Raw genomic sequence first — 22,834 nt, 5'->3', positions numbered from 1 at the left:
CATTGATTAAAGCCGTTCAATTTCACCTGTATTGTCGTACATGTTTTTTACGTTTTTCGGTAACCCTTTAAAGATTAGGAAACTGAGTAGTACAGTAACGACTTTGTCCGGGACATCGACAACAACGCTATCCGCGAAGGATGCAAGCCAAAGGGGCATATCTTTTGCAAGCATTGTAGCGAATAATGCATCTCCCCAAACGTTTCCAGTCGTCCCTTCCCAGAACATGATGTTAAGTGGTGTTGATACTATTGCGGCAATGAAACCGACGACCAGACCAAGGACGATTGCTTTACCAGCATTCGAAATCCAACCTTTGTACGCCATGATTCCCGCGATTAACCCGATGACGGCTGAGGTGATCGCATAAACAAAAGAAACGGGACTTGTCGTAAATCCATAGACAACGTTATTTACAATACCTGATAGGGCGCCGACAATTGGACCCGCTAACATACTGGATAAGACGGTCCCAATGGAATCGACCCATAATGGCAGTTTAAGCAAGTCTGCAAATAATTTTCCTAAGTAATTGATACCGACCGCTGCTGGGATTAGGACTAACGCAGCAGTTGAGAGTTTAAATGACCACATACTTTTGCTCTTCATTCTCTTTTCTCCTTTGTAATCATGATAGTTGTCAAGACACATGTTAATACTAATCTATAATTAGGAATTAAGGAAGACGTTTTTGAAAAAAAAAAGACTAAGATCACCATTTGGGAGAAAATTCTTAGTCGTAAATTATATAGTTCTGCATTAGCCTATTAAAATTGGTATTCCTTCAATACGTTTTCAAGTTTCAATGCAAGTCCGATATTGCCTTTTACCTTTAATTTTCCCATCATAAATGACGCTGTCGAATTCAAGTTGCCGGCAAGCAATTTCTTGAAATCCCCAACTCTCATTTTTAAGGAGCAATCAACCTCGCCTGGATCCCCATTGATGATTTCGGCTTGACCGTCAGCGAATTTAAGTCCATACACGCCACCTTCATCCCCGGTTAATTCCAAAGAATAAGTTGTGTTCATCTCTTCGATGGGACCACGGTTTTCATTCAATTGATTGTCGATTTCAGTCCAAATTTCTTCCATGCTCATTTTTAGTAGATCCATACCAAACACCATCCCTTGAGTATAAGTGAGTGATTATTCATTCACTATACCATACACGTAACTTTCTGATAAGTATTTATGAATAAAAAAGCCTCGGGCATCATAGACCCGAGGCTTGAAAATTACCTTCCGATCGGCCAATCAAATGGCAATGATCCAGGAGGGGAGTGTTTTATAATATCAATTACTGGAATCGTATACGCGAATAGAATAAGAGCGATTGTGATTCCAATCCATAAATACCAGTTTTCAAGTATTTTAGGTGTCGGTTCTGCATCGACTTCCTCTTCAGCAACCGGGAATTCCTGAACTCCTTTTGGTGCGAAAAATGCAAGTTGGATGAAGATGTAAATCATTAGGATGATGCCGATGAAAAGAATCGTACCACCAACCGCCTGAGCTATTTGATAGCTGATCCATGATTCAACTTGTTCGCCTCCCATATAATTCGAGAAGTTGGAACGACGTGGACCGCCAAGGAGACCTTGGATATGCATGGCCGTCGACATAATTGTCATACCGACCGTCCAAATAATCGTTTGGACAATCCCTAATTTATTCAACTTTGGAGTCAATCTACGACCTGTCAAATGTGGAACAAGCCAGTATGCCATACCGAAATACGTTAGAATAACAGTTGTTGCAACAGTTAAGTGGAAATGCCCTGTAACCCAGATTGTATTATGAATAAGTGCGTTCATTTGGTGAGATGCGTTGACGATACCGCCTGCGCCACCCGGGATGAAAGCGACCATTCCGATGAACGGAGCAAGGAAACGTACATCTTTCCATGGTAAATGCTTTAACCAGCCGAATAGCCCTTTGTGACCTAATTTACGTCCTCTTGTTTCAAACGTACCGAAAATCGAGAAAGCTGTCATCAATGAAGGAATAACAACCATGAATGTTAGGACAACTTGGATGAATTTCCATGTTGGGTCAATACCTGGTTCCGTTAATTGGTGATGGAACCCAACCGGAATCGAGAACAATAGTAATAGGATGAATGCCATTCTTGCAAGAGAATCACTGAATAACTTTCCACCAATAATTTTCGGGAGGATTGCATACCATGCCATGTAAGCAGGAAGCAACCAGAAATAAACAAGTGGGTGACCGAAATACCAGAATAATGTACGGCTAAGCAAGACATTGATCGTTGCAGCATATCCGAGTGACCAAGGGATGAATTGGACCAATACAGAAGTTGCTACACCAAGTGATGCGATAAACCACATTGCCATATTGATAGTGACCATGAATGCAAGCAATGGAGATTTCTGACCAGGATTGGCTTTTTTCCATACGTATAGCTGACGGAAATTAACGAATACAGCAATCCAGCTTCCGACTATAACCAATGCAAGACCAACGTAAAACGCAGGATGTGCCCGAAGTGGAGCATAGAATGTGTATAAAACATTCGCTTGACCGACTAAAATCGTAATTGCAGCCATAATTGTACCGACGAGCATTGTCCAGAACGCGATCCATGCCCATTTTTGCTGTTTTTCAGAGATGCCGACTGTTTTTCCCATAAGCGCAAATTGGAAGCCGATGATGAAAAATGTTGTCATTACGAGACCTAAAATGACGCCGTGCACCGTTAGGATCGTGTAATAATTGATGCCGAACGGCAATTGAAATTGCCCTGACCTTGAAAGTGTCTGTAAAAGACCCATGAGGCCGCCAATAAGAAGCGATGCAAATGTCACATGCATGTATGACATGTAAAGACGGGATTCCTTCTTCGAGAAATTATAGTTTTTCAGCATCATTCATACACCTCCACGATTGCGAACATCTGATGATGACCGACTCCGCAATATTCATTACATACAACCGTGAACTCTCCTGCATTTTTCATGACAGTTTCAAGCCTACTCACGTGGCCCGGTTCTACCATCATGTTGACGTTCGTTCCTGCAACTTGGAATCCGTGAACGACGTCTTTAGTAGTAACCTGGAAAAGTACAGTGGAACCTTTTGGTACACGGATTCGTTTAACTGCTTTTCCGTCCGCGTCTGTTCCAAAATCATAGTTGAATGCTGAAGCAACGAGGTTAACAGTGTATTTTCCGTCCGCTACTTCACGAAGACCGAGGTTCTCTGGTTTAAATGCTTCATGTGCTTCGACATTTTGTGGATCGATAGTTTCAATATGGCTCTGCGGGTGTGTCCCTTTCCAGAATGCAGCAAATCCGATAACAAGTAAGAAAATGACGAGTGAAGCCATTCCGAATGTGAGCCAAATCTTTTCATATTTATGCAAATGCATCGATTTTCCTCCTAACTGATTTTATTATCTTGATAAAAACAACGCATAAGAGCCAAACCATAAAACAAGGATAAAGACACCAAGAAGCATGACGGATATAAAAGTACCTTTTAGATTAATTTCAGATTCTTTTTGTGTTGGCTGATTCTGCTTTTTATTTTTGTTAGTCATAGATTTCCACCCCCTACGCAGAAATTCGTTTTGCTCGTTGATACTTTCATCATAGACGCACGCCAAAAAGAAGGAATTAGGGAAATCCCTATGTATCTCGTATAGTGAAAAAGTTTCACACTTTGTACAAATGGAATTCAAAAAGTTGCCATAGTTATGGTATAGTGGTTTAAATTCGTGGGAGGAAGGAAAAGGAAGTCGTAGAGTGGTTCCAAAGGTTGAAAGTTGACCATACTGTTTCTGGAAATTACAATAAATAGGTAACAGCAAATTTATAATGAAAGTCGGTTGAGAACAAATGGTAAACTACAAACTTATTCAAGTTGAAAATCCTGAAAAGGGTGCTGATCAATTTTATCAGTTGATAAAAGAAGAACTTGAAAACGATCGACTTCATGTCCTTGGTTTAGCGACAGGAAGTACGATGATCCCTGTATATAAAAAGTTGACTGAATCCCAATTGGATTTTTCAAATGTAACGACGTTTAACTTAGATGAATATGTTGGCCTACAAGCCACAAGTCCGAATAGCTATGCGTTTTTTATGAACGATCATTTGTTTAGCAAAAAAGAATTCAAAGAAACGAATATTCCTAATGGGATGGCAGAAAACCTGGAAGAAGAGTGCAAGCGATATGAAGAGGCTTTGCAAAAAGCAGGTCTTGACATTCAATTATTGGGTGTAGGAGAAAATGGCCATATCGCATTCAATGAGCCGGGAACTTCTGCTGATTCTGTCACTCATGTTGCAGAATTGACTGACTCTACATTAGGTGTCAATAGCCAATACTTCGAAAACGATGAAAAAATCCCGAACACTGCACTGACAATGGGAATCGCATCGATTCTTAGTGCGAAGAAATTAGTGCTTCTTGCATTCGGAGAGAAGAAGCGTCCGGCGATTACAAAGTTCCTTGAGGGCAAAGTGGATCCTGACTGGACAATTACTTATTTACATGATCATAAAGATGTTACGATTATTACAGATTTAACTATCTAATTCTAACAGTAAAGCCGCATCTCCCCGTGGAGAATGCGGCTTTTTAGGCTTTTTAATCAAATATGACAAGCGTGTTGCAAATGTAAGTTTACATTATTTTTTGTAACTATACTGTTACGTAATTGTAATATAGGACGAGCATAGTTCATGGTAAAGTTATCTTAGATGATTATTCAGATAAATATAAAAAAACCTGGGGGAACATATGAGAATCTTAACACGCATGCAAAAGCATTGTGCTATTTTTGCATTGTCATTTCTATTACTCGTCTCACCTTTCACTGGTCAAGCTGAAGCATCATCAATTGATTCAGCTGCGATATCACAAACGGCCACAAGTCTTAAAGGAATCAGATATGTATACGGCGGAACTACAAAAGCCGGTTTTGATTGCTCAGGCTATGTTCATTTCGTATTCAAGCAGCATGGAGTCAATCTATCTCGTTCGTCTTCAGCTCAGTACGCAACAGGAACAAAAGTTGAGAAAAGCGATCTTGTTGTTGGCGATTTGGTTTTCTTTAACACAACTGGCAAAGGCGTTTCGCATGTCGGCATCTATATCGGTGATGGAAAGTTTGCGCATGCTTCATCTTCCAAAGGCGTTCGTGTTGATAAGCTTAATGACCCGGCTTATTGGGGCAAAAAATATGTAGGCGCTAAACGCATTACTGGTGTCACAGATGTCGCGTCTAAATAATATATAACTAAACTTACCTATACGGCAGGTTCCTACGCGGAATCTGCTTTTTGTTTTGCTTACTAATATTGATTGCTTCGGTGAAAGAACGAGCGCATATGCGAAAGAACGAGCGGTTATGCGAAAGAACGAGCGGTTATACGAAAGAACGAGCGGTTATGCGAAAGAACGAGCGGTTATGCGAAAGAACGAGCGGTTATAGGAAAGAACGAGCGGTTATAGGAAAGAACGAGCGAATCGATAGCATAACAAACGGGTGAAGGAATATTTTCCTTCACCCGCTGTCATAGAGGGCAAATCAGACTGCCCTTTCTCTATAATTATTGCTCTGGTACACGAATAACCCACTTTGTGAAATCTGGATCCTCTTTTTGAACCATTTCCTTCGGATAGATGAACGTCCACGGTTTTGAAGTGTTTGCTTTCACTTCAAGCGGCGACAAATTGAACGAGCCGCGTGCTACGAGGTCACCTGTTGCGTCCAATAGCTCAAGTGGCAGCTTTTCAATGCTGATCTGCTTTGAATGACCGTTACGGATGAAGAGGGAGACTGCAATGCTGCCGTCATCCTGTTTCTTCACTTGGAAGCCCGCAAAGTTCACTTCACGAGGTTTTAACTTCGGCATCCGTTCAACGACTTTTTCAAGTGCGTCTTTCTGTTCAGCCGAGAGCCCATCTTCCCATGCTTGTTCAAGTTCAAGTTTATGTGGCACCATGGATTGTACGTTGAAAGCAAGCTTCCAATTCTCCTTAGGCGGTTCTTCCATGAATGTATTTTGCTTGGTGAAAACGAATACCCAAGGTCGTGCACTACGAGCCTGGATTTCACCTAATTCACTTAAATTGAATTCCTGGGAAGCAATCACTTCACCTTTATCATCCAATAAAAGCAATTCGACAGGTCCCATTGAAATCGCCTGATCCAGTGATGATCTGAAAAACGCCTTAACCAACCAGCTGCCGTCCGCTTTTTCGACATCGATATCGACGCCAGCGAGGGAAATCTGGTTTGGTTTTAATGGTTCAAGTTCATTGGATAGGAAACGGAATACATATTCCTGCTCTTGAGACAAAGCCCATTCTGGATGAAATGATAATTGCGTTTCGATATCATCCGTTTCATCAGATTGGACAGCGTTCTCTAAAATTTCCCCTGAATTGACAGTGCTGTCTGCCCCTGTTTTTTCAGTTTTCTTGAACATGGAAAAAAGTTTCATGATTCATCGGCCTCCTGTTGTTGTGAAATAAGCTTCATAAATCCGATTACCTCGGATGCGATACTGCGGCGCAGCTTTTGGTAATGTGTGGCGAATAGTTGCAGGCCTTCACGCTGATAAATCCGCATCGGGTCTTCTTGTCCGTAAGATCGTAAACCAATCCCTTCTTTCAGACGGGTCATCACTTCAAGATGTTTCACCCACATACTATCGATATGGCTCAACATTACTTGAGGGATGAGGTTGACGACTTCCTCATTATCAGCGAAAGAATCGACATAGGCAAACAGTTCATCAATCGGCTCTTTGTATAATTTCAGGATATCAGAAGGCTTTTCTACATTACGCGGCAGCGTAAGCGGCTTCAGTAAAAGGCTGTTCATCGTCCTTTCGATTCTATCGAAATCATAGTTGTCGACAGTTTCATTTTCAGGGCAACTGTCGTAAACGACAAATTCCACCGCTTCAGACACCATTGTTTTTAACTGGCTGAAAAGGTCTTCTTGTTCAAGAACTTTATCCCGTAATGAATAAAGAACACCGCGTTGGTCATTGATGACATCATCCAACTTCAAATTGTATTCGCGCATGGAGAAGTGGGCGCCTTCGACAATTCGTTGCGTACGCTCTGTCAATTCATTCACTTCCGGATTTTGAACAAGGCCATTTTCACCGGTTTTGACTTTTTTATTGAATTTCTCCAAATCATCTTTTGCGAAACGAGTAAACATTTCATCTTCAAGTGAGAGGAAGAACTGGCTTTCACCGTGGTCACCTTGACGTCCGGAACGACCGCGTAATTGGTTGTCGATTCGACGGCTTTCGTGCTTTTCCGTACCTAAGACGAAAAGTCCACCGATTTCCTCGACACCGTCACCAAGCACAATGTCAGTTCCGCGTCCAGCCATGTTCGTAGCTACCGTAATATGACCATATTGTCCTGCTTGTGAAATGAGGTCGACTTCCTGTTCAACGCTTTTTGCATTCAAAAGGTTATAGTCAAGCTTAAAGCGATCCAAATAATCGGCCACTTTTTCAGATTGCAAAATAGATGTAGTACCAACAAGAACGGGTTGTCCTTTTTCATGTCGCTTGGCAACTTCTTTTGCAACCGCTTCGTACTTCTGCTCAATCGTTTGGTACACCATATCTGGTGAATCAATACGAGCGCGCGGACGATTCGTTGGAATTTGGATAACTTCCATATTATATACTTCACGGAATTCTTTTTCCTGAGTCTTCGCAGTTCCTGTCATTCCGCTTAGCGTTGGGTACATCCGGAAATAGTTCTGAATCGTAATTTGGGCTTGTGCTTTATTTTCATCGGTGATGGGCAGACCCTCTTTTGCTTCAATCGCCTGGTGAAGGCCGTCCGAAAGCGTCCTTCCTTCCATAATTCGGCCAGTGAACATATCGACAAGCTCTACTTTTTCATCTTTCACGATATAATCGACATCGCGTTTGAAAATGACATATGCGCGAACTGCTTGGATCATGTAATGATAGAGTGTTTGGTGTTCCAAATCATATAGATTATCGATGCCAAACGCCTTTTCAACCTTCTCGATGCCTTCCTCAGTCAATGAAGTAGCTTTTGTTTCATCGTCGAATTCAAAATCCACGCCCTTTTTGAAACGCTTAGCAAGTCTTGCGGCGATAAAATGAAGATCCGCATCTGCCTGCATTTTGCCGGCGACAATCAAAGGTGTTTTCGCTTCATCAATCAGAACGCTGTCGACTTCATCGATAATCGCAAAATGGTATGGACGCTGAACTTTATCTGCCGTATGACGCACCATATTATCGCGAAGATAGTCGAATCCAAACTCCGTGCCGACTCCGTATGTGATGTCGGACATATACGCATCCTGCTTTTCGGGCCCTTGCATCATCGGTACATTTAAACCGACAGTCAGTCCAAGGAAGCGATGAATTTGACCGATTTGATCATAATCTCGTTTAGCAAGATAATCATTGACGGTAATAACGTGGACACCTTTTCCTTCGAGAGCTCTTAAATAGGAAGGAAGTGAAGCAACAAGTGTCTTTCCTTCACCTGTCGGCATCTCTGCTATATTTCCTTCGGCTAATACCATTCCGCCGATTAGTTGCACATCGAAGTGGCGCATGTCCAAGATTCGTTTCGAGGCTTCACGCACAACTGCAAAAGCCTCTGGAAGGATATCATGGACGGTTTCACCGTTTTGAAGTTGCTCTTTAAATACTGTAGTCATATTTGCAAGTTCTTCGTCAGTGAAGCCTTCGTATTTTGATTCTAAATTATTTATGTGTTGAACAACTTTACGGTATTTGCGAAGCTGTCTTTCACTAGTTTGATTTGAACGCTTAAAAAATGATAACATGTAATGGATGCTCCTTTGTCTAATCCCTCTTTAAGGATACGTCTATTTTATCAAAGTATATCTGAAATGACTACCACAAGGGAGAAATCAAACATTACGCACGATACGAAGCCGCTTAAATGTTCGTTTATAGTTTGAGTTAAATTAAAATAGGGTATGGAAGTCTATGTTTTTGCAAACTTGGATGCTTTCCCTATCTAAACGTGCTATAATACGTTTGGCTATCTAAATTTGTTTTATTCGGGGAGGAAGGACATGTTATTCCTTGCAATGGCTGCTGCATTCGTAGCTTCCATCATACTAACTCCACTTGTCATAAAGTTTGCATTCCGAATCGGGGCAGTCGATCATCCCAATTATAGGAAAGTGCATGCGTCCGTCATGCCGCGTATCGGCGGGGTCGCAATTTTTGGCGCTTTCGCTGTCGGCTATTTATTATTACGTCCTGAAGATGAGCATGCAATTGGAATTCTTGTTGGAGCACTTATCATTATCATAACTGGATTTTTGGATGATATGCTTGATATCACCGCTAAGGCTAAGTTACTTGGCCAATTGGCTGCTTCTATTGTAGTTGTCGCTTGGGGCGGTTTACAAATCGAATTCATTAACTTACCATTTTTCGGTCCTTTTGATTTTGGATACTTAAGTATTCCAATTACAATCATTTGGATTGTTGGCATAACTAACGCTATTAATCTAATTGATGGCTTGGATGGTCTTGCTGCTGGCGTTTCTACGATTGCTCTCATATCTATTACTGTGATGGCTGTAATCATGGGAGACATGTTCGTTGTCGCGACTGCTGCTATCTTGGCTGCAAGCTCACTTGGCTTCCTGTTCTATAATTTCCAGCCCGCGAAAATTTTTATGGGGGATACAGGGGCATTATTCCTTGGTTACATGATTGCAGTATTAGCATTATTAGGGTTTAAGAATGTTGCAGTCGTTTCGTTGGTCATCCCAATCATCATGTTAGGTGTACCAATTTCGGACACATTCTTTGCGATTGTTCGTCGTTTAAGGATGAAACAACCGATTTCAGCACCAGATAAATCGCATTTACATCATTGTCTGTTGAGAGCAGGGTTCTCCCACAGACAGACTGTTCTTATTATTTACGGACTTGCTATTCTATTCGGTGTTGCGGCTGTACTTTTCTCACAGGCAACGGTCTGGGGCGCAATCGTACTTATCGCCGTCATGCTCCTTGCAATTGAGCTTTTCGTCGAAGTCATTGGCCTGGCCGGAACAAATTATCGTCCTATATTGAACCTTGTTCGTATGATTGGAAAATAAATAATACTATATAGAACGGTGGTATGCGAATGATGCATATCATCGTTCTTTTTTATTGGAATGAAACAAAAATGGGGATCGATTGTTTGTCGCGGGTGGTTATCTGTCACTTTCACAAATTTATCGGTCACTTGCCGGGGGTTATCGGTCACTATCGCAAAGATATCGGTCACTTGCTGCGAGTTATCGGTCACTTCACGAGAAATATCGTCGTTTCATGACCTTCGACCTATCTGGATTATATTTTGTTCCAACAAAAAACACCCAGCTGAATAGAATCAGCGGGATGTTTTTTCATTTTATATCTTCACTGCCATCAGCACTTTCATCTGTTGCCCCGTAAATGTCTGAACTGCCATCAGTTAAATTCGAAGAATCCGGGATGAGTCCAAGATGGGCTTTCAATAACTGTTTTACATTTTCCAGGTCGGTTTGATCCAACTGATAATAATAGGGACCTTTTGAATAATCATCATAGCCTTTTAAGTTAATCGTATCGATTTTGGGCATACCACCTTTTGCATATTCCCAGAACGATGTCATCACACCAAAGGTCATGTCAGTTTTCATATTATCTCCGACAGCCTCGATGACATCTCCATACTTCCCGATCGATTTCACTGAAGCCGTTTCTTTGATGATTGCTTGCAAAATCATTTGTTGGCGCTTTCCACGTTCAAGATCGCTATCAAGCTTACGTGTGCGAGCTAATGCAAGAGCATGTCGACCGTCAAGCACATGAAGTCCTTTTTTCAATTGAATGGTGTTTTTATCATTTTCGTCTTTTTCCAGTCTGTTATATGGTACTTCGACTTCAATACCGCCTAATGCATCAACAACTTCGATAAACGCATTGAAATTCATCTTCACATAATAATCGATTGGAATGTCTAACAATTCCTCGACTGTTTCGATTGCTGCATGAGTTCCTCCGAAAGCATGAGCATGGTTGATCCGATCTTTATATCCGACTTTCGGGATGTAGACGTAAGAGTCCCGAGGGATGCTTAATAATTTTACGGATTTTTCTTCCACATTGAAGGTTGCAACAAGAAGTGCATCGGAGCGGCCTCTTGCTTCCATCCGAGTATCATTTTCATCTACACCGATTAATAAAATGGATACGTTATCCCTCGACGGCTTAACCTTGGAATTACCTCTTAATTCGGATTTCGATGTAGTAGGAACCGCTTCATATGCATTTTCGACGGCTTGTTCAGCCTTCTGACGCAATGAAAGCGCGTAGGAAGCTATTACAAGCAATGCGGTCAACGAAACTAATAGACCTATTTTGACGGCAATACGAGTCTTTGACGTCGCTTTCTTCATTTTTTTAAATTCTTTTCTTTTCATATTTAAGCCTCCACCGGGCTAAGGAATTTTCTTAGCAATTTTAATCTTTTAGTTAGTATGCGCAAAAGTCTACGTGTAACTTAGTTGCAATAAATGTAATCATTCGTCAACTTTCACCATTATACTATTAAATTCGGTTGTCGTATACTATTATCAGACTTCAAATTCAAGGAATGTATTAGATTCAGTGGATATCTCGGCTTGGCCGTTTGTTAAATCTGTTATCCATTCGATAAATTCATTGGAATGATCAGTCGGTACGTATAGCAGTAAGCTGACGTCTTCCTCATATAGAATCTCTTTTAATGGATAAGGAGATTGCCTAACTTCATTCTCAACTTTTCCAAGCCAAGTGTAATCGATGGAAACTTTCATTAACTGATGCAGCTTTCGTTCAACTACACCGGTTGCGGCTATTCCTTCGGTTGTGGCCCGGCCATACGCCCGAATTAGTCCGCCGCCGCCTAATTTGATGCCTCCGAAATAGCGAGTTACTACAACTGCAGTATCTTTCAATCCTTGTTTTTTCAGGACTTCAAGCATCGGAAAACCAGCTGTTCCTGATGGTTCTCCGTCATCATTCGCTTTTTGAATCTGGTCATGCTCCCCGATAATATAGGCTGAACAGTTGTGTGTCGCTGTATGGTGCATCTTTTTGATCTCTTGTATGAAATCCAATGCTTCCTCTTCCGTCTCTACCCGTCTGACATATGTGAGGAATTTAGATTTTTGTATGACGAGTTCACTTTCGCCGGACAATTTGACTGTTTTGTAATCCGCTCTCATTTGCAGCACCCCTATCACTTGTAATACAATCTTAATATGTATTCAGTTTTATGATGATATAATAATAAAGTGTATTCGTTATTAAAGAATACTGCAACATTGCTACATAGTGGCCTGGATGGGAGTGTTAAAATTGGCAGAGAATACCATGGATATCCAACGTTTGGAAAGTATCTTCGATAATATGGTTAATGTGATGGATAAATCCAAAAATGATATTTTCTCTATTAGCGAGCAAAGCCGCCTAACCTTCCAGGAGATGCAGACTGAAATTGCACTTATTAAAGAAGAGATTTCCCGGGTAATCGATGAAGGAGATAATTTAGAGGATTTGACACGGCATTCTCGGAGAAGACTTGCGGATGTATCGAAGAACTTTATGAATTACTCCGAGGAAGAAGTGCGAAAGGCTTATGAGACTGCGAATGATCTGCTTGTAAGGTTATCTATCAACCGGATGGAGGAAAAGCAATTACGTGCACGCCGGGACGATCTTGATCGGCGAATAGCAGCTCTATTAGAGACAATTGATAAAGCTGATCACCTTATTAATCAGGTAACTACAGTCATTTCGTATTTGACTTCCGATTTGAAAAAGGTTGGTGAAGCGTTAGAAACGGCACGAAAGAAACAGGAGTTCGCTGTTCAGATTATCCAGGCACAAGAGGAAGAACGAAAACGCCTTTCCCGGGATATTCACGACGGTCCAGCTCAGATGCTCGCCAATGTTCTGCTTCGTTCTGGACTTATTGAAAAGACCTTTACCGAAAGAGGTCCCAATGAAGCGATATCCGAGCTTCACTCATTAAAGGAAATGGTAAGAAATGCCCTTCTTGAAGTGCGTCGTATCATTTATGACCTACGTCCCATGGCGCTTGATGATTTAGGGTTAATACCGACACTACGAAAGTATTCCCAAACGACCATGGAATATGAGAAAGGTACTACAATTCACTTCGTGAATAATGGCAGCGAGCGGCGCTTGGAGCCGAATTTTGAAGTGTCGACTTTTCGACTTGTTCAGGAATGCATTACCAACGCCCTTAAACATGGTAAATCAAGGGATGTATGGGTGAAAGTTGAATGGCTTCGTGATACAATGAACATTGTAGTGAAAGATAATGGAAAAGGCTTTGACGTAAATCAATCTAAAGAGAAATCATTCGGTATTATTGGGATGCGGGAGCGCATTGAATTGCTGAAAGGTGAAATGAAAATTATTTCAAGCGTAGGCAATGGTACTACAGTGTTATTCCGTATTCCGTTACAGGAAAATATAATTGTTGAAAAGGGTATTGGGAGGGAATGAAAATGACCAAAATTTTAATTGTGGATGACCATCAGCTTTTCCGAGAAGGTGTTAAGCGTATTCTCGATTTCGAAGACTCATTCGAAGTAGTGGGAGAGGGGGACGATGGCTCTGAAGTGGCTGAACTTTACAGACGCTTTGAACCAGACGTCGTATTAATGGATATCAACATGCCGGGAATGAATGGCGTAGAGGCAACAGAAAAGGTTAAAAACGAATTCCCGGACGCGAAAATTATCATTCTCTCCATCCATGATGATGAATCATATGTATCGCATGCGTTGAAGTCAGGCGCACTTGGCTATATGCTGAAGGAAATGGACGCTGACGCTATCGTCCAAGCCATCAAGGTCGTAGCGGCTGGAGGTTCATACCTACATCCGAAAGTGACTCGCAATCTTGTTGCGGAATACCGTCGTCTCAGCGAACGAGAACATAAAGGATACTTCCATCAAAATGACATTCGCCGTCCGCTTCATTTATTGACAAGACGTGAATGTGAAGTATTACAATTGTTGACGGATGGACAAAGCAACCGTACAATTGGGGAAACGCTTTTCATCTCTGAAAAAACTGTGAAAAACCACGTATCCAGCATCTTGCAAAAGATGAGTGTCAACGACCGTACTCAGGCAGTTGTCACTGCAATCAAAAACGGCTGGGTTGAAGTTAAGTAATATTAATTGGTATGATAAAGGGGCCTTTTAAAGGGTCCCTTTTTTAATGTTAGGAGGAGTAGTATGAAGAAAAATGTACTGATTTACTTGGCTTTAGCGCTTGTTCTTATTCTTGGGGCATGTTCTAATAAGGAAAATTCCACTGGTGGTTCTGTAAGTGATGGTGAAACGGTTGGTGGCTTTGGTTCGATTGATCACGGGGTAGATGAAAATAAGGTTGGTTTTAATATGTTGGGCGGTTCGATTGAAGAGGCGACGAATGTTCCTTCTGCGGAGAAGGATCTTATTATAAAGTCTTTTGAGACGTATATGCATGCTTTTAATAATCAGGATGTTGATGAATATATGAGTGTTCTTTCTAAAAATCCTAAGAGTTTTACAATTGATGAAGAGCGGGTTTATATTGAGGGTGTTTTTAAGGAGTACGCATTGAGCCGTGAAGCGTCGGATATTACGGTTGTTAAGTATGATGAGGATACGAATGAGGCTCAAGTTTTTGCGAATTTGTTTACTTCGATGAAGCAGAAGTCGACGGGTCTTGAGACGAAGCGTAATGGTCGTCAGGTGACTGTTTTCGCGAAAGAGGATGGGGAATGGAAGGTCACTTCAGTTTATTATATGGAGGATCAGAAGTAAGCAATAAGTTGATTTGCGCTTCGGGCGGACGCTTTCCGTGGGGCGCGGGTGAGCCTCCTCGTCCGCGACGCTTCGCTTTGCTCCCTGCGGGGTCTCACCATTCGCGCTTAATCCCACAGGAGTCGCCGCCCTACGCTTCAATCAACGGTGACTGCTTTTAATAAATTATTTTTTTGAATAAAACATAAGAACGAGTCCATCATTAAATTAAATGGTGGGCTCGTTTTTTATTTCCAAAATCGCATAAATTCCTTTAAATACTCATAAAACAATTGAAACACGCTTTAACGCTGTTAAAAGCTTATAAATCGCGCAAAATACGCACAAATCCCCGCAAAAGTCCATAAATCTCCCGAAACACGCATAAAGCGCGCAGCTACCTCACTCATTCTCCGCTGCGGATAAAATTACCTTCCGGCCTGTGTTGCATTTTCCGAATTTAAGTCATATAATAAGAACAAACGTTCCTTTTGAGAGGAGGAGAAAGTGATGCCTTTAATTCCTGGGAAGGCATTGCCTTATTTTGAAAATATGATTTATCTGCCGATGCTTTTAATTGTATTGCAACGTGATCGGGAGCTGCTTGAAAAGGGCCCGTTCAAATTGAAGGGCCCTTATCTTAAAATTATTGATGCTACGATGACACAGGTTCAAAGCGAGTTGCAAGAAACGAAATTTTATCTGAGACGCCATGATATGAAAGTAATCCGTAAGGACAGGGATAGTATGTTTACGGAATACATTTTTATCAATGGTGGCTATGAAGATCATCGCCGGTATTTGAATGTCCGTCTAAGAAACAGGACGGAAGAATTATTGGATTCGTATTTCACAAGGATGGGAAATTATTCGGCCTCTCATTAGCCGGGAAAAAGAAAAATGAACGGTTTGCCATTTCTCGTTTCTTTAGGAAATCTTTTTCGATCATTCTTGCCAAGGCGAATTGGCGATACAGGGTGGGGGCTGAGATTTCCGTTTTGAATTTTTGTCCATTATCAAAATAAACGGAAGTGCCTAAGCCGTCAGTGCTGAAAAGATCGATTGCATGGTACGCAATCCATACATTTTGGTCTGACTGAGGTGATAGTGTTGGTAGGAAGATGTATGGTAAGCCATAAGAGTTTGCCAACAAAATGGGCGATTTTTGTCTGTTATTCCCGAATAACACTTTAGATGCCTTCAAGGTGGTTTCATAATCAGAACCATATTCGGCGCAAGAACGGCTCACAATATGTAACGGTTTTTTCGGAACGATCAACGTCTTCTCCCGCTCGATGACTCTTGTGAAGATTTTGTTGCCTGCATTTTCGGGTGCCAATACGAAGGTCTTTTCTGTAATGATGTATCTCGTGGTTAACTCATTATTGATCGGTAATTCCCCCTTTTTCGTCAAAATCTCTGTCTATCCCGTCCACTTTATAGTATAGGATAAATAAAATAATAGCAATCAATTGGTGCGATAATTTGAATTATTTATTCAAAACTAACAATTACGCAGTGAAAAAGGACACCCTTCTCAAATTGGGGTGTCCTTGTAGATGTTAATTATCCAATTTTTCTTAAACAGTTTGATAGTCTAATGCGGCCGCGCCGAGTGTCTTCGCTGCAAGTAACATCGCTTGTTCATCAAAATCGAATTTCGGATGATGGTGTGGGTAAGGGGTAGCCGGTTGTGCTCCTGTGAAGAAGAATGTTCCGGGAACCTTTTCCAAATAATATGCGAAATCCTCTCCGCCCATATGTGGCTTGCTTTCGATGACCGCGTCAACACCTGGGATTTGCTCAGCAACTTCTTTTAGGAATTCAGTCTCCGCTTTATGGTTCACGACGGCAGGGTAGCCGCGGAAATAGTCGAATTTGATTTCACAGTCGTGGGTGATAGCAGTTCCTTCTACGACACGCTTCATTTCCCGTTCCATCAAATCACGAATTTCCGGGTTGAAGGAACGGACGGTACCGCCAAGTTTGGCAGAGTCCGCGATTACGTTGAAGGCATTGTCGGCGATGAAAGAGCCAACGGAAAGTACAGCGGACTCAATCGGATTGACACGTCTCGACACAAGCTGCTGAAGGTTTATGACAAGCTGCGCTCCAATAACTACCGCGTCTTTCGTCTGATGAGGAGATGCCCCGTGTCCACCTGCCCCTTGGATTGTTATTTCGAATCGGTCGGCAGCCGCCATGACTGGTCCTGTTAAGTATTCAATCGTTCTTAATGGAGTACCCGACCAGAGATGGGTACCGAAGATTGCATCGACGCCTTCGAGACATCCGTCCTCAATCATTGAAATGGCGCCACCTGGAGCATATTCCTCTGCGTGTTGGTGGATAAACACATATTCCCCTGCAAGATCTTCCTGCATTTCATGGATGGCTTTCGCCAATTGCAATAATGCAGCGGTATGTCCATCGTGGCCGCACGCATGCATGACGCCTGGTACTGTGGATTTATAAGGAACATCTTTTTCATCCTGGATTGGCAATGCATCAAAATCAGCACGCAATGCAACCGTCTTTCCTGGACGAGCCCCTTTGATGCGAGCCACTACTCCGTTGCCGCCAACACCTGTTTGAACATCGACCCCAAGATCGGTGTAGAAATCATGGATATATTGTGCAGTTTTCTCTTCCTGAAATGATAATTCCGGATGCATATGCAGATGTCTGCGGATGATCACCATATCTTCAAAGCTACGGTCCAGCTTTTCGAACAATCGCCCATTCATTCGATAACCCCTCTCAAAAACGTATTTTCTATACATTCGTAATTATAACAATACGTTTCGGGACCCGCAATATGTCTAACTGCTCCGCTTTTGCTGATAGATGCTTATCGTTCGCCGCTATCCTCTTTCTTTGCAATAAATGTAGTAATATAGGGAGCGCTTGAAAAAATATGCGTCGTACTATTTGCAAACTCCTTATTATCAATCATTTGATGGGAATTCTTATACGACGATGTGTTTTTCCAAAGGTCGAAGTCCGAAGCCTCTTCCCATTCCGTCATAATGACATATGTGTCCGAACCAATCGGGCGAAGTAGGCGGAAGGCAACGAACCCCGGTTGGGACTCGATTTCTTCATTTAAAGAAGAGAAACGATGTTCGAAAACAGGACGCCCCTCATCAGTGATTGTGACATTATTGCAGACAAAAAAGCCTTCATCTTTAAGATTGCCGGTTGAACTGATGACTTCATAACGTCTTGGTGTTTGGAATAATGACTTCGCCTCTGTTTCATGTAAAAGTAGCGACTGTCCGCCACCGTGCATGAGGATCATTCCCTTATCTTTATAGCGTTGTTGAAGTTTCTCCATAAAGTCCTTCGTTCCGGATGTCAAATACAAATTCATTCCCAAATCCTCCTCTACTATAGATACTACTCATATTTTCCCTTATCAGAAGAATTAAAACAAACAATGGCGATATGGTGGCAGAAATGACAGAGAAAGCAGTACAAATTCATGACAAAACGAGGCAAATACTATACTTTACGCTAGGAAACGTCTATATTTGAAAGCGAATAAAGAAAAACGTTTGCTAATACTTTAAGAAGGTGGGAATCGATTTATGACAACATTTAACGATACACTGCTTCGTGCTGCTAAAGGCGAAAAAATTGACCATACACCGGTTTGGTACATGAGACAAGCTGGCCGTTCACAACCGGAATACCGTAAAATAAAAGAAAAATACTCCCTTGAAGAGATTACACACCAGCCGGAACTTTGTGCATATGTAACAAAGCTGCCTGTTGATAACTACAATGTAGACGCTGCAATTTTGTATAAGGATATCGTAACGCCTTTGCCAGGAATCGGGGTCGATGTGAAAATTAAAGCGGGCGTTGGCCCTGTTATTTCTAATCCAATCCGTTCTGTGCAAGATGTTCATAATCTTGGAGAACTGTCTCCAGAAGATCATATTCCATTTGTTCTCGACACGATTAAAATATTGAAAGAACAACTGACTGTACCATTGATCGGTTTCGCTGGTGCGCCATTCACGTTGGCAAGCTATATGATTGAAGGCGGCCCGTCAAAAAGCTATAATCTGACAAAATCCTTCATGGTGTCGGAACCGGAAGCATGGTTTGCCCTTATGAATAAATTGGGTGATACAATCATCACTTCCATCAAGGCACAAGTTAATGCAGGAGCTGCAGCAATCCAAGTATTTGACTCATGGGTCGGAGCTTTGAATGTATCTGACTATAGAACATTCATCAAACCTGTCATGAACCGAATCTTCTCAGAGCTGCGCGAATTAAATGTACCGCTAATCACGTTTGGAGTCGGTGCAAGCCATTTGGCAAACGAGTGGCATGACCTTCCTGTAGACGTCGTCGGTCTTGATTGGCGTTTAAGCATCAAAGAAGCCGGGGAAAGAGGTTTGACGAAGACATTACAAGGGAATTTAGATCCTTCATTGCTCCTTGCTGATTGGAACATCATAGAAGAACGTGCAAAAGTAATCGTCGAACAAGGCGTAGAGCACGGCAGCCATATCTTCAACTTGGGCCACGGAGTTTTCCCAGAAGTCCAACCAGCAACTTTGAAGAGATTGACTGAATTCGTACATGAGTACAGTGCACAACTACGAAAATAAGTAAAACTATAATCAGATTAAAACGAGGTGCAACTAATGACAAGGAAGAAAATGGGGCTTTTAGTCATGGCGTACGGAACTCCGTACAAAGACGAAGACATAGAACCGTACTACACGCATATTCGACGCGGTCGTCCACCAGCACCGGAACAACTACAAAACCTTCGTGACCGCTACCAAGCAATCGGCGGAATTTCTCCACTTGCGAAAATCACGGAAAACCAAGCAAACGCGCTTTGTGATCACTTGAATAAAACACAAGATGAAATCGAATTTAGCGTATATGTCGGACTAAAACATATTACGCCTTTCATTGAAGAAGCGGTTGAAAAAATGGACGCAGATGGAATCAAAGAAGTAGTTTCCATCGTACTTGCACCACATTACTCAACATTCTCCGTAAAATCATACAATGAACGTGCGAAAGAAGAAGCAGAAAAATACGGTATTTCGATTACTTCAGTTGATAGCTGGTACAAACAACCGAAATTCATCCAGTATTGGACAGAAAAAATCCGGGGTTCATTCGATAGCATGAACGAAGCGGAACGGGAAAAAGCATGTCTGATCGTTTCAGCACACTCTTTGCCTGAGAAAATCAAGCAGTTCGGAGATCCATATCCTGAACAATTGGAAGAAACGGCGAAAATGATCGCTGAAGCTGCTGAAGTGAAAAACTATGCAGTCGGTTGGCAAAGTGAAGGACAGACGGGAGAGCCTTGGTTAGGGCCGGACGTACAAGACTTGACGCGTGAATTGCATGAAAAAGACGGATATGAAGCATTCGTTTATACGCCGGTTGGCTTCGTTTCGGACCATTTGGAAGTTCTATACGACAATGATTACGAATGTAAAGTTGTTTGTGATGAAATTGGTGCTTCTTATTACCGTCTGGAAATGCCGAATACAGATCCGCTATTCATTAGTGCCATGTCTGATGCTGTTCTTGAACAACTGAAGGCGTGAAACAGTGAGGAAGTGATGATGGACATGAATGAACAGAAGAAAAAAGTTGTCATTGTCGGTGGGGGAATCACTGGGCTCTCTGCGGCGTTTTATATGCAAAAGGCGGCACAGGAACAGAATTTGCCAATCGAAGTAATGCTCATCGAAGCGACCAAACGCCTCGGTGGTAAAATTCAAACGGTTCGCCGCGACGGATTTGTGATTGAACGTGGTCCTGACAGCTTCCTGATTCGTAAGAAAAGCATGGAGGAATTCGCCAAAGACCTCGGTATTGACGGGGAGTTAGTGCGAAATGCAACCGGGCAAGCGCATATCCTCGTGAATGGCCGGCTTCAACCGATTCCTCCAGGCTCTGTCATGGGAATTCCGACGAAGATGAGTCCATTCTTAGGATCAGGTCTGTTTTCATTGACCGGAAAACTGAGGGCAGCTGGAGATTTGTTCTTACCGCGCTCCAGAGTCGAGGGAGATCAGTCACTCGGTCAATTCTTCCGCCGTCGTTTCGGCAGGGAGATTGTGGATAACCTAATTGAACCACTTCTTTCCGGTGTCTATGCAGGGGATATCGATCATATGAGTTTGCAATCGACTTACCCTCAATTTTACCAAGTGGAAAAGAAGCACCGGAGCCTTATCCTTGGGATGAAGAGAACGACTCCGAAGCAAGTGCCGCAGAAGGATGGACACGGGGCTTCGAAAGAGGGTGCATTCCATTCATTCCGGAATGGTCTTGAATCAATCGTAGAAGCTGCGGAACAGCAACTATTTCCGGGGACTGTGAAGAAAGGGGTCCGCATCGAAAACATTTCGAAACAGGGGAACCAAACTATCCTTGAGTTGAATAACGGGGAAGTCGTTTTGGCAGACGCGGTCATCGTAACGACGGGCCATATGGCTGCCCACCAACTATTCGCTTCTCACGGACTGCTTAAAGGCTTGAAGGAAATCCAGACGACTTCTGTTGCGACTGTCGCCCTTGCATTTCCTGCAGATGCCGTCGTCCAGGACAAGGAAGGCACGGGTTTCCTTGTTTCAAGAAGCAACGATTATTCCATAACGGCATGTACATGGGTCCATCGGAAATGGCCGACAACGACGCCGGAAGGAAAAATTCTGCTACGTGCTTTCGTCGGACGGATCGGGGAAGAAGCGATCGTCGATTTGCCGGATGGTGAAATTGAGAAAATCGTACTTGAGGACCTTGGTAAAGTTCTTACGATCAAAGGCAAACCCGATTTCTCAGTCATCACACGATTCAAGGAAGATCGTCCTCAATATAGGGTCGGTCATCGCCAACGTGTTGACGAGGCACGTGCTGAATTGAAACAAGAGTTTCCGAACGTCAAATTAGCGGGCGCCTCCTATGACGGGGTCGGCTTGCCGGACTGTGTCAACCAAGGAAAAGCAGCTGTGGAAGAAGTACTTCAAGAGCTGTTTCATAATTAAAAGAAAGTCCGCCTAGTGCGGGCTTTTTGACTTAGAGGGGGAGATATGATGAAGAAAATAATCGGTATATGTATTGCGCTTATTTTATTGTCGGCTTGCTCCCTTGGGTCGGATTGGGATAATCCCATGCCTGAAGATGGGTTCATTATGATCGCTCATCGTGGGGCTTCGGCTTATGAACCGGAAAATACACTGCCGTCATTCGAGCTTGCGGAGAAATTAGACGCTGATTATATTGAGCTTGATGTTCATTTGACAAAAGACGGAGAGCTTATCGTCATGCATGATGACGAAGTAGACCGCACGACTGAATCCATGGGTAAAATAAAGGACTATACTCTTAGGGAACTGAAAGAGTTAGACGCCAATGAGGAAGAGGGCGAAATAGTTGCAGTCACGGGTCGTGACAAGGATGCCTATGAAATTCCGATATTGAGTGAAGTCTTTGATGAGATGGCGGATGATATCCATTATGTCATCGAATTGAAGGATACGGAGCAATACGTGGGAATTGAAAAGAAGATAATCGATCTGATGAAGGAATATGAATTGATTAGTGAGAACAGTAATGGTTATCCGAGAGCCATTATCCATTCATTTGATAAAGAGGCACTGAAGGAAGTGCATAGGCTAAATCCAGCAATTCCATTACTGCAATTGATTTCCTTTGATGAAGATGAGGAGGCTAAAATTCCGAAGAAGGAGTTGAAGGATATGCTATCCTATGCATCCGGAGTCGGAGTGAGTTATGAAGCGATAACCCCTTCATTTGTGAATAAAATGCATAAAGAAGGGCTTGTCGTCCATGCATATACAGTGGATGATGCGGAAGCGGCATTGCGTTTGAAGGCGATGGGGGTAAATGGAATTCATACGAATGAACCGGATTTATTGGATGAATAAAAGCAGCTGAG

The 22,834-nt window shown here is 42.4% G+C and carries 24 protein-coding genes; 12 read left to right on the top strand and 12 right to left on the bottom strand.

The genetic code is table 11. The features are described 5' to 3' along the window. Positions 1 to 6: 6 nt before the first annotated feature. The 5 genes from ACFPZG_RS03475 to ACFPZG_RS03455 form a co-directional block, all read right to left on the bottom strand. Positions 7 to 609, bottom strand: coding sequence for an ECF transporter S component (locus ACFPZG_RS03475; RefSeq protein WP_283732702.1), 603 nt, complete (start codon positions 607 to 609; stop codon positions 7 to 9). A gap of 158 nt (positions 610 to 767) precedes the next feature. Next, positions 768 to 1,115 (bottom strand): SCP2 sterol-binding domain-containing protein, encoded by a 348-nt coding sequence (locus ACFPZG_RS03470; protein ID WP_283732701.1) that lies wholly within the window; start codon positions 1,113 to 1,115, stop codon positions 768 to 770. Positions 1,116 to 1,237: 122 nt separating this feature from the next. Then, a complete protein-coding gene (locus tag ACFPZG_RS03465) occupies positions 1,238 to 2,893 on the bottom strand; it encodes a b(o/a)3-type cytochrome-c oxidase subunit 1 (RefSeq protein ID WP_317940592.1) in 1,656 nt (551 codons plus the stop codon). Beyond that, positions 2,890 to 3,393 (bottom strand): cytochrome c oxidase subunit II, encoded by a 504-nt coding sequence (locus ACFPZG_RS03460; RefSeq protein WP_283732700.1) that lies wholly within the window; start codon positions 3,391 to 3,393, stop codon positions 2,890 to 2,892. Before ACFPZG_RS03460 ends, ACFPZG_RS03465 begins: the two co-directional genes overlap by 4 nt. A 24-nt stretch (positions 3,394 to 3,417) precedes the next feature. After that, positions 3,418 to 3,564, bottom strand: coding sequence for a cytochrome c oxidase subunit 2A (locus tag ACFPZG_RS03455; RefSeq protein WP_283732699.1), 147 nt, complete (start codon positions 3,562 to 3,564; stop codon positions 3,418 to 3,420). A gap of 298 nt (positions 3,565 to 3,862) precedes the next feature. On the opposite strand from ACFPZG_RS03455, the gene nagB reads away from it, so the two are divergent. Together nagB and ACFPZG_RS03445 are read left to right on the top strand one after the other, a co-directional pair. Continuing rightward, the gene (gene nagB / locus ACFPZG_RS03450; RefSeq protein WP_283732698.1) at positions 3,863 to 4,564 is read left to right on the top strand and encodes a glucosamine-6-phosphate deaminase; all 702 of its coding nucleotides are present in this window, start codon (positions 3,863 to 3,865) and stop codon (positions 4,562 to 4,564) included. 205 nt (positions 4,565 to 4,769) lie between these two features. Further along, positions 4,770 to 5,261 (top strand): C40 family peptidase, encoded by a 492-nt coding sequence (locus tag ACFPZG_RS03445; protein WP_283732697.1) that lies wholly within the window; start codon positions 4,770 to 4,772, stop codon positions 5,259 to 5,261. A gap of 320 nt (positions 5,262 to 5,581) precedes the next feature. On the opposite strand, the gene ACFPZG_RS03440 is transcribed toward ACFPZG_RS03445, so the two are convergent. Continuing rightward, positions 5,582 to 6,478 (bottom strand): accessory Sec system S-layer assembly protein, encoded by an 897-nt coding sequence (locus ACFPZG_RS03440; RefSeq protein ID WP_283732696.1) that lies wholly within the window; start codon positions 6,476 to 6,478, stop codon positions 5,582 to 5,584. After that, positions 6,475 to 8,841 carry an accessory Sec system translocase SecA2 gene (gene secA2 / locus ACFPZG_RS03435; protein WP_283732695.1) on the bottom strand — a complete coding sequence of 789 codons (2,367 nt, stop codon included), beginning with the start codon at positions 8,839 to 8,841 and terminating at the stop codon, positions 6,475 to 6,477. The genes ACFPZG_RS03440 and secA2 overlap by 4 nt, the downstream gene beginning before the upstream one ends. 255 nt (positions 8,842 to 9,096) lie before the next feature. Here secA2 and ACFPZG_RS03430 point away from each other — a divergent pair, with 255 nt between their 5' ends. Continuing rightward, entirely contained in the window at positions 9,097 to 10,140 is a 1,044-nt protein-coding gene (locus ACFPZG_RS03430) for a glycosyltransferase family 4 protein (protein WP_283732694.1), read from the top strand. Positions 10,141 to 10,169: 29 nt separating this feature from the next. Then, on the top strand, positions 10,170 to 10,361 hold the full coding sequence (locus tag ACFPZG_RS03425; RefSeq protein ID WP_317940593.1) for a hypothetical protein: 192 nt from the start codon (positions 10,170 to 10,172) through the stop codon (positions 10,359 to 10,361). A gap of 73 nt (positions 10,362 to 10,434) precedes the next feature. Here ACFPZG_RS03425 and ACFPZG_RS03420 read toward each other — a convergent pair whose 3' ends face one another. Together ACFPZG_RS03420 and ACFPZG_RS03415 are read right to left on the bottom strand one after the other, a co-directional pair. Continuing rightward, complete coding sequence (locus tag ACFPZG_RS03420) at positions 10,435 to 11,493, bottom strand: LCP family protein (RefSeq protein ID WP_317940594.1); 1,059 nt, start codon at positions 11,491 to 11,493, stop codon at positions 10,435 to 10,437. A 153-nt stretch (positions 11,494 to 11,646) separates the two neighbouring features. Next, a complete protein-coding gene (locus ACFPZG_RS03415; protein WP_283732692.1) occupies positions 11,647 to 12,279 on the bottom strand; it encodes a YigZ family protein in 633 nt (210 codons plus the stop codon). Positions 12,280 to 12,427: 148 nt separating this feature from the next. On the opposite strand from ACFPZG_RS03415, the gene ACFPZG_RS03410 reads away from it, so the two are divergent. The 4 genes from ACFPZG_RS03410 (at position 12,428) to ACFPZG_RS03395 (ending at position 15,765) form a co-directional block, all read left to right on the top strand. Then, the gene (locus ACFPZG_RS03410; RefSeq protein WP_381426413.1) at positions 12,428 to 13,588 is read left to right on the top strand and encodes a sensor histidine kinase; all 1,161 of its coding nucleotides are present in this window, start codon (positions 12,428 to 12,430) and stop codon (positions 13,586 to 13,588) included. A 2-nt stretch (positions 13,589 to 13,590) separates the two neighbouring features. Beyond that, complete coding sequence (locus ACFPZG_RS03405) at positions 13,591 to 14,265, top strand: response regulator transcription factor (protein ID WP_317940595.1); 675 nt, start codon at positions 13,591 to 13,593, stop codon at positions 14,263 to 14,265. A 63-nt stretch (positions 14,266 to 14,328) separates the two neighbouring features. Continuing rightward, entirely contained in the window at positions 14,329 to 14,901 is a 573-nt protein-coding gene (locus ACFPZG_RS03400; RefSeq protein ID WP_283732690.1) for a nuclear transport factor 2 family protein, read from the top strand. A gap of 489 nt (positions 14,902 to 15,390) precedes the next feature. Next, positions 15,391 to 15,765: a hypothetical protein gene (locus ACFPZG_RS03395; protein ID WP_283732689.1), complete on the top strand. Its 375-nt coding sequence runs from the start codon at positions 15,391 to 15,393 to the stop codon at positions 15,763 to 15,765. On the opposite strand, the gene ACFPZG_RS03390 is transcribed toward ACFPZG_RS03395, so the two are convergent. From ACFPZG_RS03390 to ACFPZG_RS03380, 3 genes are all read right to left on the bottom strand, one after another. Continuing rightward, a complete protein-coding gene (locus ACFPZG_RS03390; RefSeq protein WP_317940596.1) occupies positions 15,731 to 16,294 on the bottom strand; it encodes a competence protein ComK in 564 nt (187 codons plus the stop codon). The genes ACFPZG_RS03395 and ACFPZG_RS03390 overlap by 35 nt on opposite strands. Positions 16,295 to 16,460: 166 nt before the next feature. Continuing rightward, positions 16,461 to 17,627 (bottom strand): M20 metallopeptidase family protein, encoded by a 1,167-nt coding sequence (locus ACFPZG_RS03385; protein WP_283732687.1) that lies wholly within the window; start codon positions 17,625 to 17,627, stop codon positions 16,461 to 16,463. Positions 17,628 to 17,731: 104 nt separating this feature from the next. Next, positions 17,732 to 18,253 carry an antibiotic biosynthesis monooxygenase family protein gene (locus ACFPZG_RS03380; protein ID WP_283732686.1) on the bottom strand — a complete coding sequence of 174 codons (522 nt, stop codon included), beginning with the start codon at positions 18,251 to 18,253 and terminating at the stop codon, positions 17,732 to 17,734. A gap of 217 nt (positions 18,254 to 18,470) precedes the next feature. Between ACFPZG_RS03380 and hemE the strand changes: the two genes are divergently transcribed. The 4 genes from hemE to ACFPZG_RS03360 are packed head-to-tail and all read left to right on the top strand — an operon-like array spanning position 18,471 to position 22,823. Continuing rightward, complete coding sequence (gene hemE, locus ACFPZG_RS03375) at positions 18,471 to 19,508, top strand: uroporphyrinogen decarboxylase (protein WP_317940597.1); 1,038 nt, start codon at positions 18,471 to 18,473, stop codon at positions 19,506 to 19,508. A 36-nt stretch (positions 19,509 to 19,544) separates the two neighbouring features. Beyond that, positions 19,545 to 20,474 (top strand): ferrochelatase, encoded by a 930-nt coding sequence (gene hemH, locus ACFPZG_RS03370; protein WP_283732685.1) that lies wholly within the window; start codon positions 19,545 to 19,547, stop codon positions 20,472 to 20,474. Positions 20,475 to 20,498: 24 nt separating this feature from the next. After that, positions 20,499 to 21,920: a protoporphyrinogen oxidase gene (hemY, locus tag ACFPZG_RS03365; RefSeq protein ID WP_317940690.1), complete on the top strand. Its 1,422-nt coding sequence runs from the start codon at positions 20,499 to 20,501 to the stop codon at positions 21,918 to 21,920. A gap of 48 nt (positions 21,921 to 21,968) precedes the next feature. Continuing rightward, positions 21,969 to 22,823 carry a glycerophosphodiester phosphodiesterase family protein gene (locus tag ACFPZG_RS03360; protein WP_317940598.1) on the top strand — a complete coding sequence of 285 codons (855 nt, stop codon included), beginning with the start codon at positions 21,969 to 21,971 and terminating at the stop codon, positions 22,821 to 22,823. Positions 22,824 to 22,834 lie beyond the last annotated feature (11 nt).

The sequence above is a fragment of the Sporosarcina thermotolerans genome, from assembly GCF_042658975.1.
GTDB lineage: Bacteria > Bacillota > Bacilli > Bacillales_A > Planococcaceae > Sporosarcina > Sporosarcina thermotolerans.
Note: the sequence above shows the minus strand (reverse complement) of the source record. Positions and strands in the feature narration are given on the sequence as shown.

Excerpts from the sequence above, each read along its gene's own strand:
- ACFPZG_RS03360 (WP_317940598.1), top strand. The coding sequence starts at position 21,969 with ATGAAGAAAATAATCGGTATATGTATTGCGCTTATTTTATTGTCGGCT.
- ACFPZG_RS03400 (WP_283732690.1), top strand. The coding sequence starts at position 14,329 with ATGAAGAAAAATGTACTGATTTACTTGGCTTTAGCGCTTGTTCTTATT.
- ACFPZG_RS03410 (WP_381426413.1), top strand. The coding sequence starts at position 12,428 with ATGGATATCCAACGTTTGGAAAGTATCTTCGATAATATGGTTAATGTG.
- ACFPZG_RS03460 (WP_283732700.1), bottom strand. The coding sequence starts at position 3,393 with ATGCATTTGCATAAATATGAAAAGATTTGGCTCACATTCGGAATGGCT.
- ACFPZG_RS03420 (WP_317940594.1), bottom strand. The coding sequence starts at position 11,493 with ATGAAAAGAAAAGAATTTAAAAAAATGAAGAAAGCGACGTCAAAGACT.
- ACFPZG_RS03445 (WP_283732697.1), top strand. The coding sequence starts at position 4,770 with ATGAGAATCTTAACACGCATGCAAAAGCATTGTGCTATTTTTGCATTG.
- ACFPZG_RS03455 (WP_283732699.1), bottom strand. The coding sequence starts at position 3,564 with ATGACTAACAAAAATAAAAAGCAGAATCAGCCAACACAAAAAGAATCT.
- ACFPZG_RS03380 (WP_283732686.1), bottom strand. The coding sequence starts at position 18,253 with ATGAATTTGTATTTGACATCCGGAACGAAGGACTTTATGGAGAAACTT.
- nagB (WP_283732698.1), top strand. The coding sequence starts at position 3,863 with ATGGTAAACTACAAACTTATTCAAGTTGAAAATCCTGAAAAGGGTGCT.
- ACFPZG_RS03475 (WP_283732702.1), bottom strand. The coding sequence starts at position 609 with ATGAAGAGCAAAAGTATGTGGTCATTTAAACTCTCAACTGCTGCGTTA.
- hemH (WP_283732685.1), top strand. The coding sequence starts at position 19,545 with ATGACAAGGAAGAAAATGGGGCTTTTAGTCATGGCGTACGGAACTCCG.
- ACFPZG_RS03405 (WP_317940595.1), top strand. The coding sequence starts at position 13,591 with ATGACCAAAATTTTAATTGTGGATGACCATCAGCTTTTCCGAGAAGGT.
- ACFPZG_RS03465 (WP_317940592.1), bottom strand. The coding sequence starts at position 2,893 with ATGATGCTGAAAAACTATAATTTCTCGAAGAAGGAATCCCGTCTTTAC.
- hemY (WP_317940690.1), top strand. The coding sequence starts at position 20,499 with ATGAATGAACAGAAGAAAAAAGTTGTCATTGTCGGTGGGGGAATCACT.
- ACFPZG_RS03415 (WP_283732692.1), bottom strand. The coding sequence starts at position 12,279 with ATGAGAGCGGATTACAAAACAGTCAAATTGTCCGGCGAAAGTGAACTC.
- ACFPZG_RS03385 (WP_283732687.1), bottom strand. The coding sequence starts at position 17,627 with ATGAATGGGCGATTGTTCGAAAAGCTGGACCGTAGCTTTGAAGATATG.
- secA2 (WP_283732695.1), bottom strand. The coding sequence starts at position 8,841 with ATGTTATCATTTTTTAAGCGTTCAAATCAAACTAGTGAAAGACAGCTT.
- ACFPZG_RS03395 (WP_283732689.1), top strand. The coding sequence starts at position 15,391 with ATGCCTTTAATTCCTGGGAAGGCATTGCCTTATTTTGAAAATATGATT.
- ACFPZG_RS03430 (WP_283732694.1), top strand. The coding sequence starts at position 9,097 with ATGTTATTCCTTGCAATGGCTGCTGCATTCGTAGCTTCCATCATACTA.
- ACFPZG_RS03440 (WP_283732696.1), bottom strand. The coding sequence starts at position 6,478 with ATGAAACTTTTTTCCATGTTCAAGAAAACTGAAAAAACAGGGGCAGAC.
- ACFPZG_RS03425 (WP_317940593.1), top strand. The coding sequence starts at position 10,170 with ATGATGCATATCATCGTTCTTTTTTATTGGAATGAAACAAAAATGGGG.
- hemE (WP_317940597.1), top strand. The coding sequence starts at position 18,471 with ATGACAACATTTAACGATACACTGCTTCGTGCTGCTAAAGGCGAAAAA.
- ACFPZG_RS03470 (WP_283732701.1), bottom strand. The coding sequence starts at position 1,115 with ATGGATCTACTAAAAATGAGCATGGAAGAAATTTGGACTGAAATCGAC.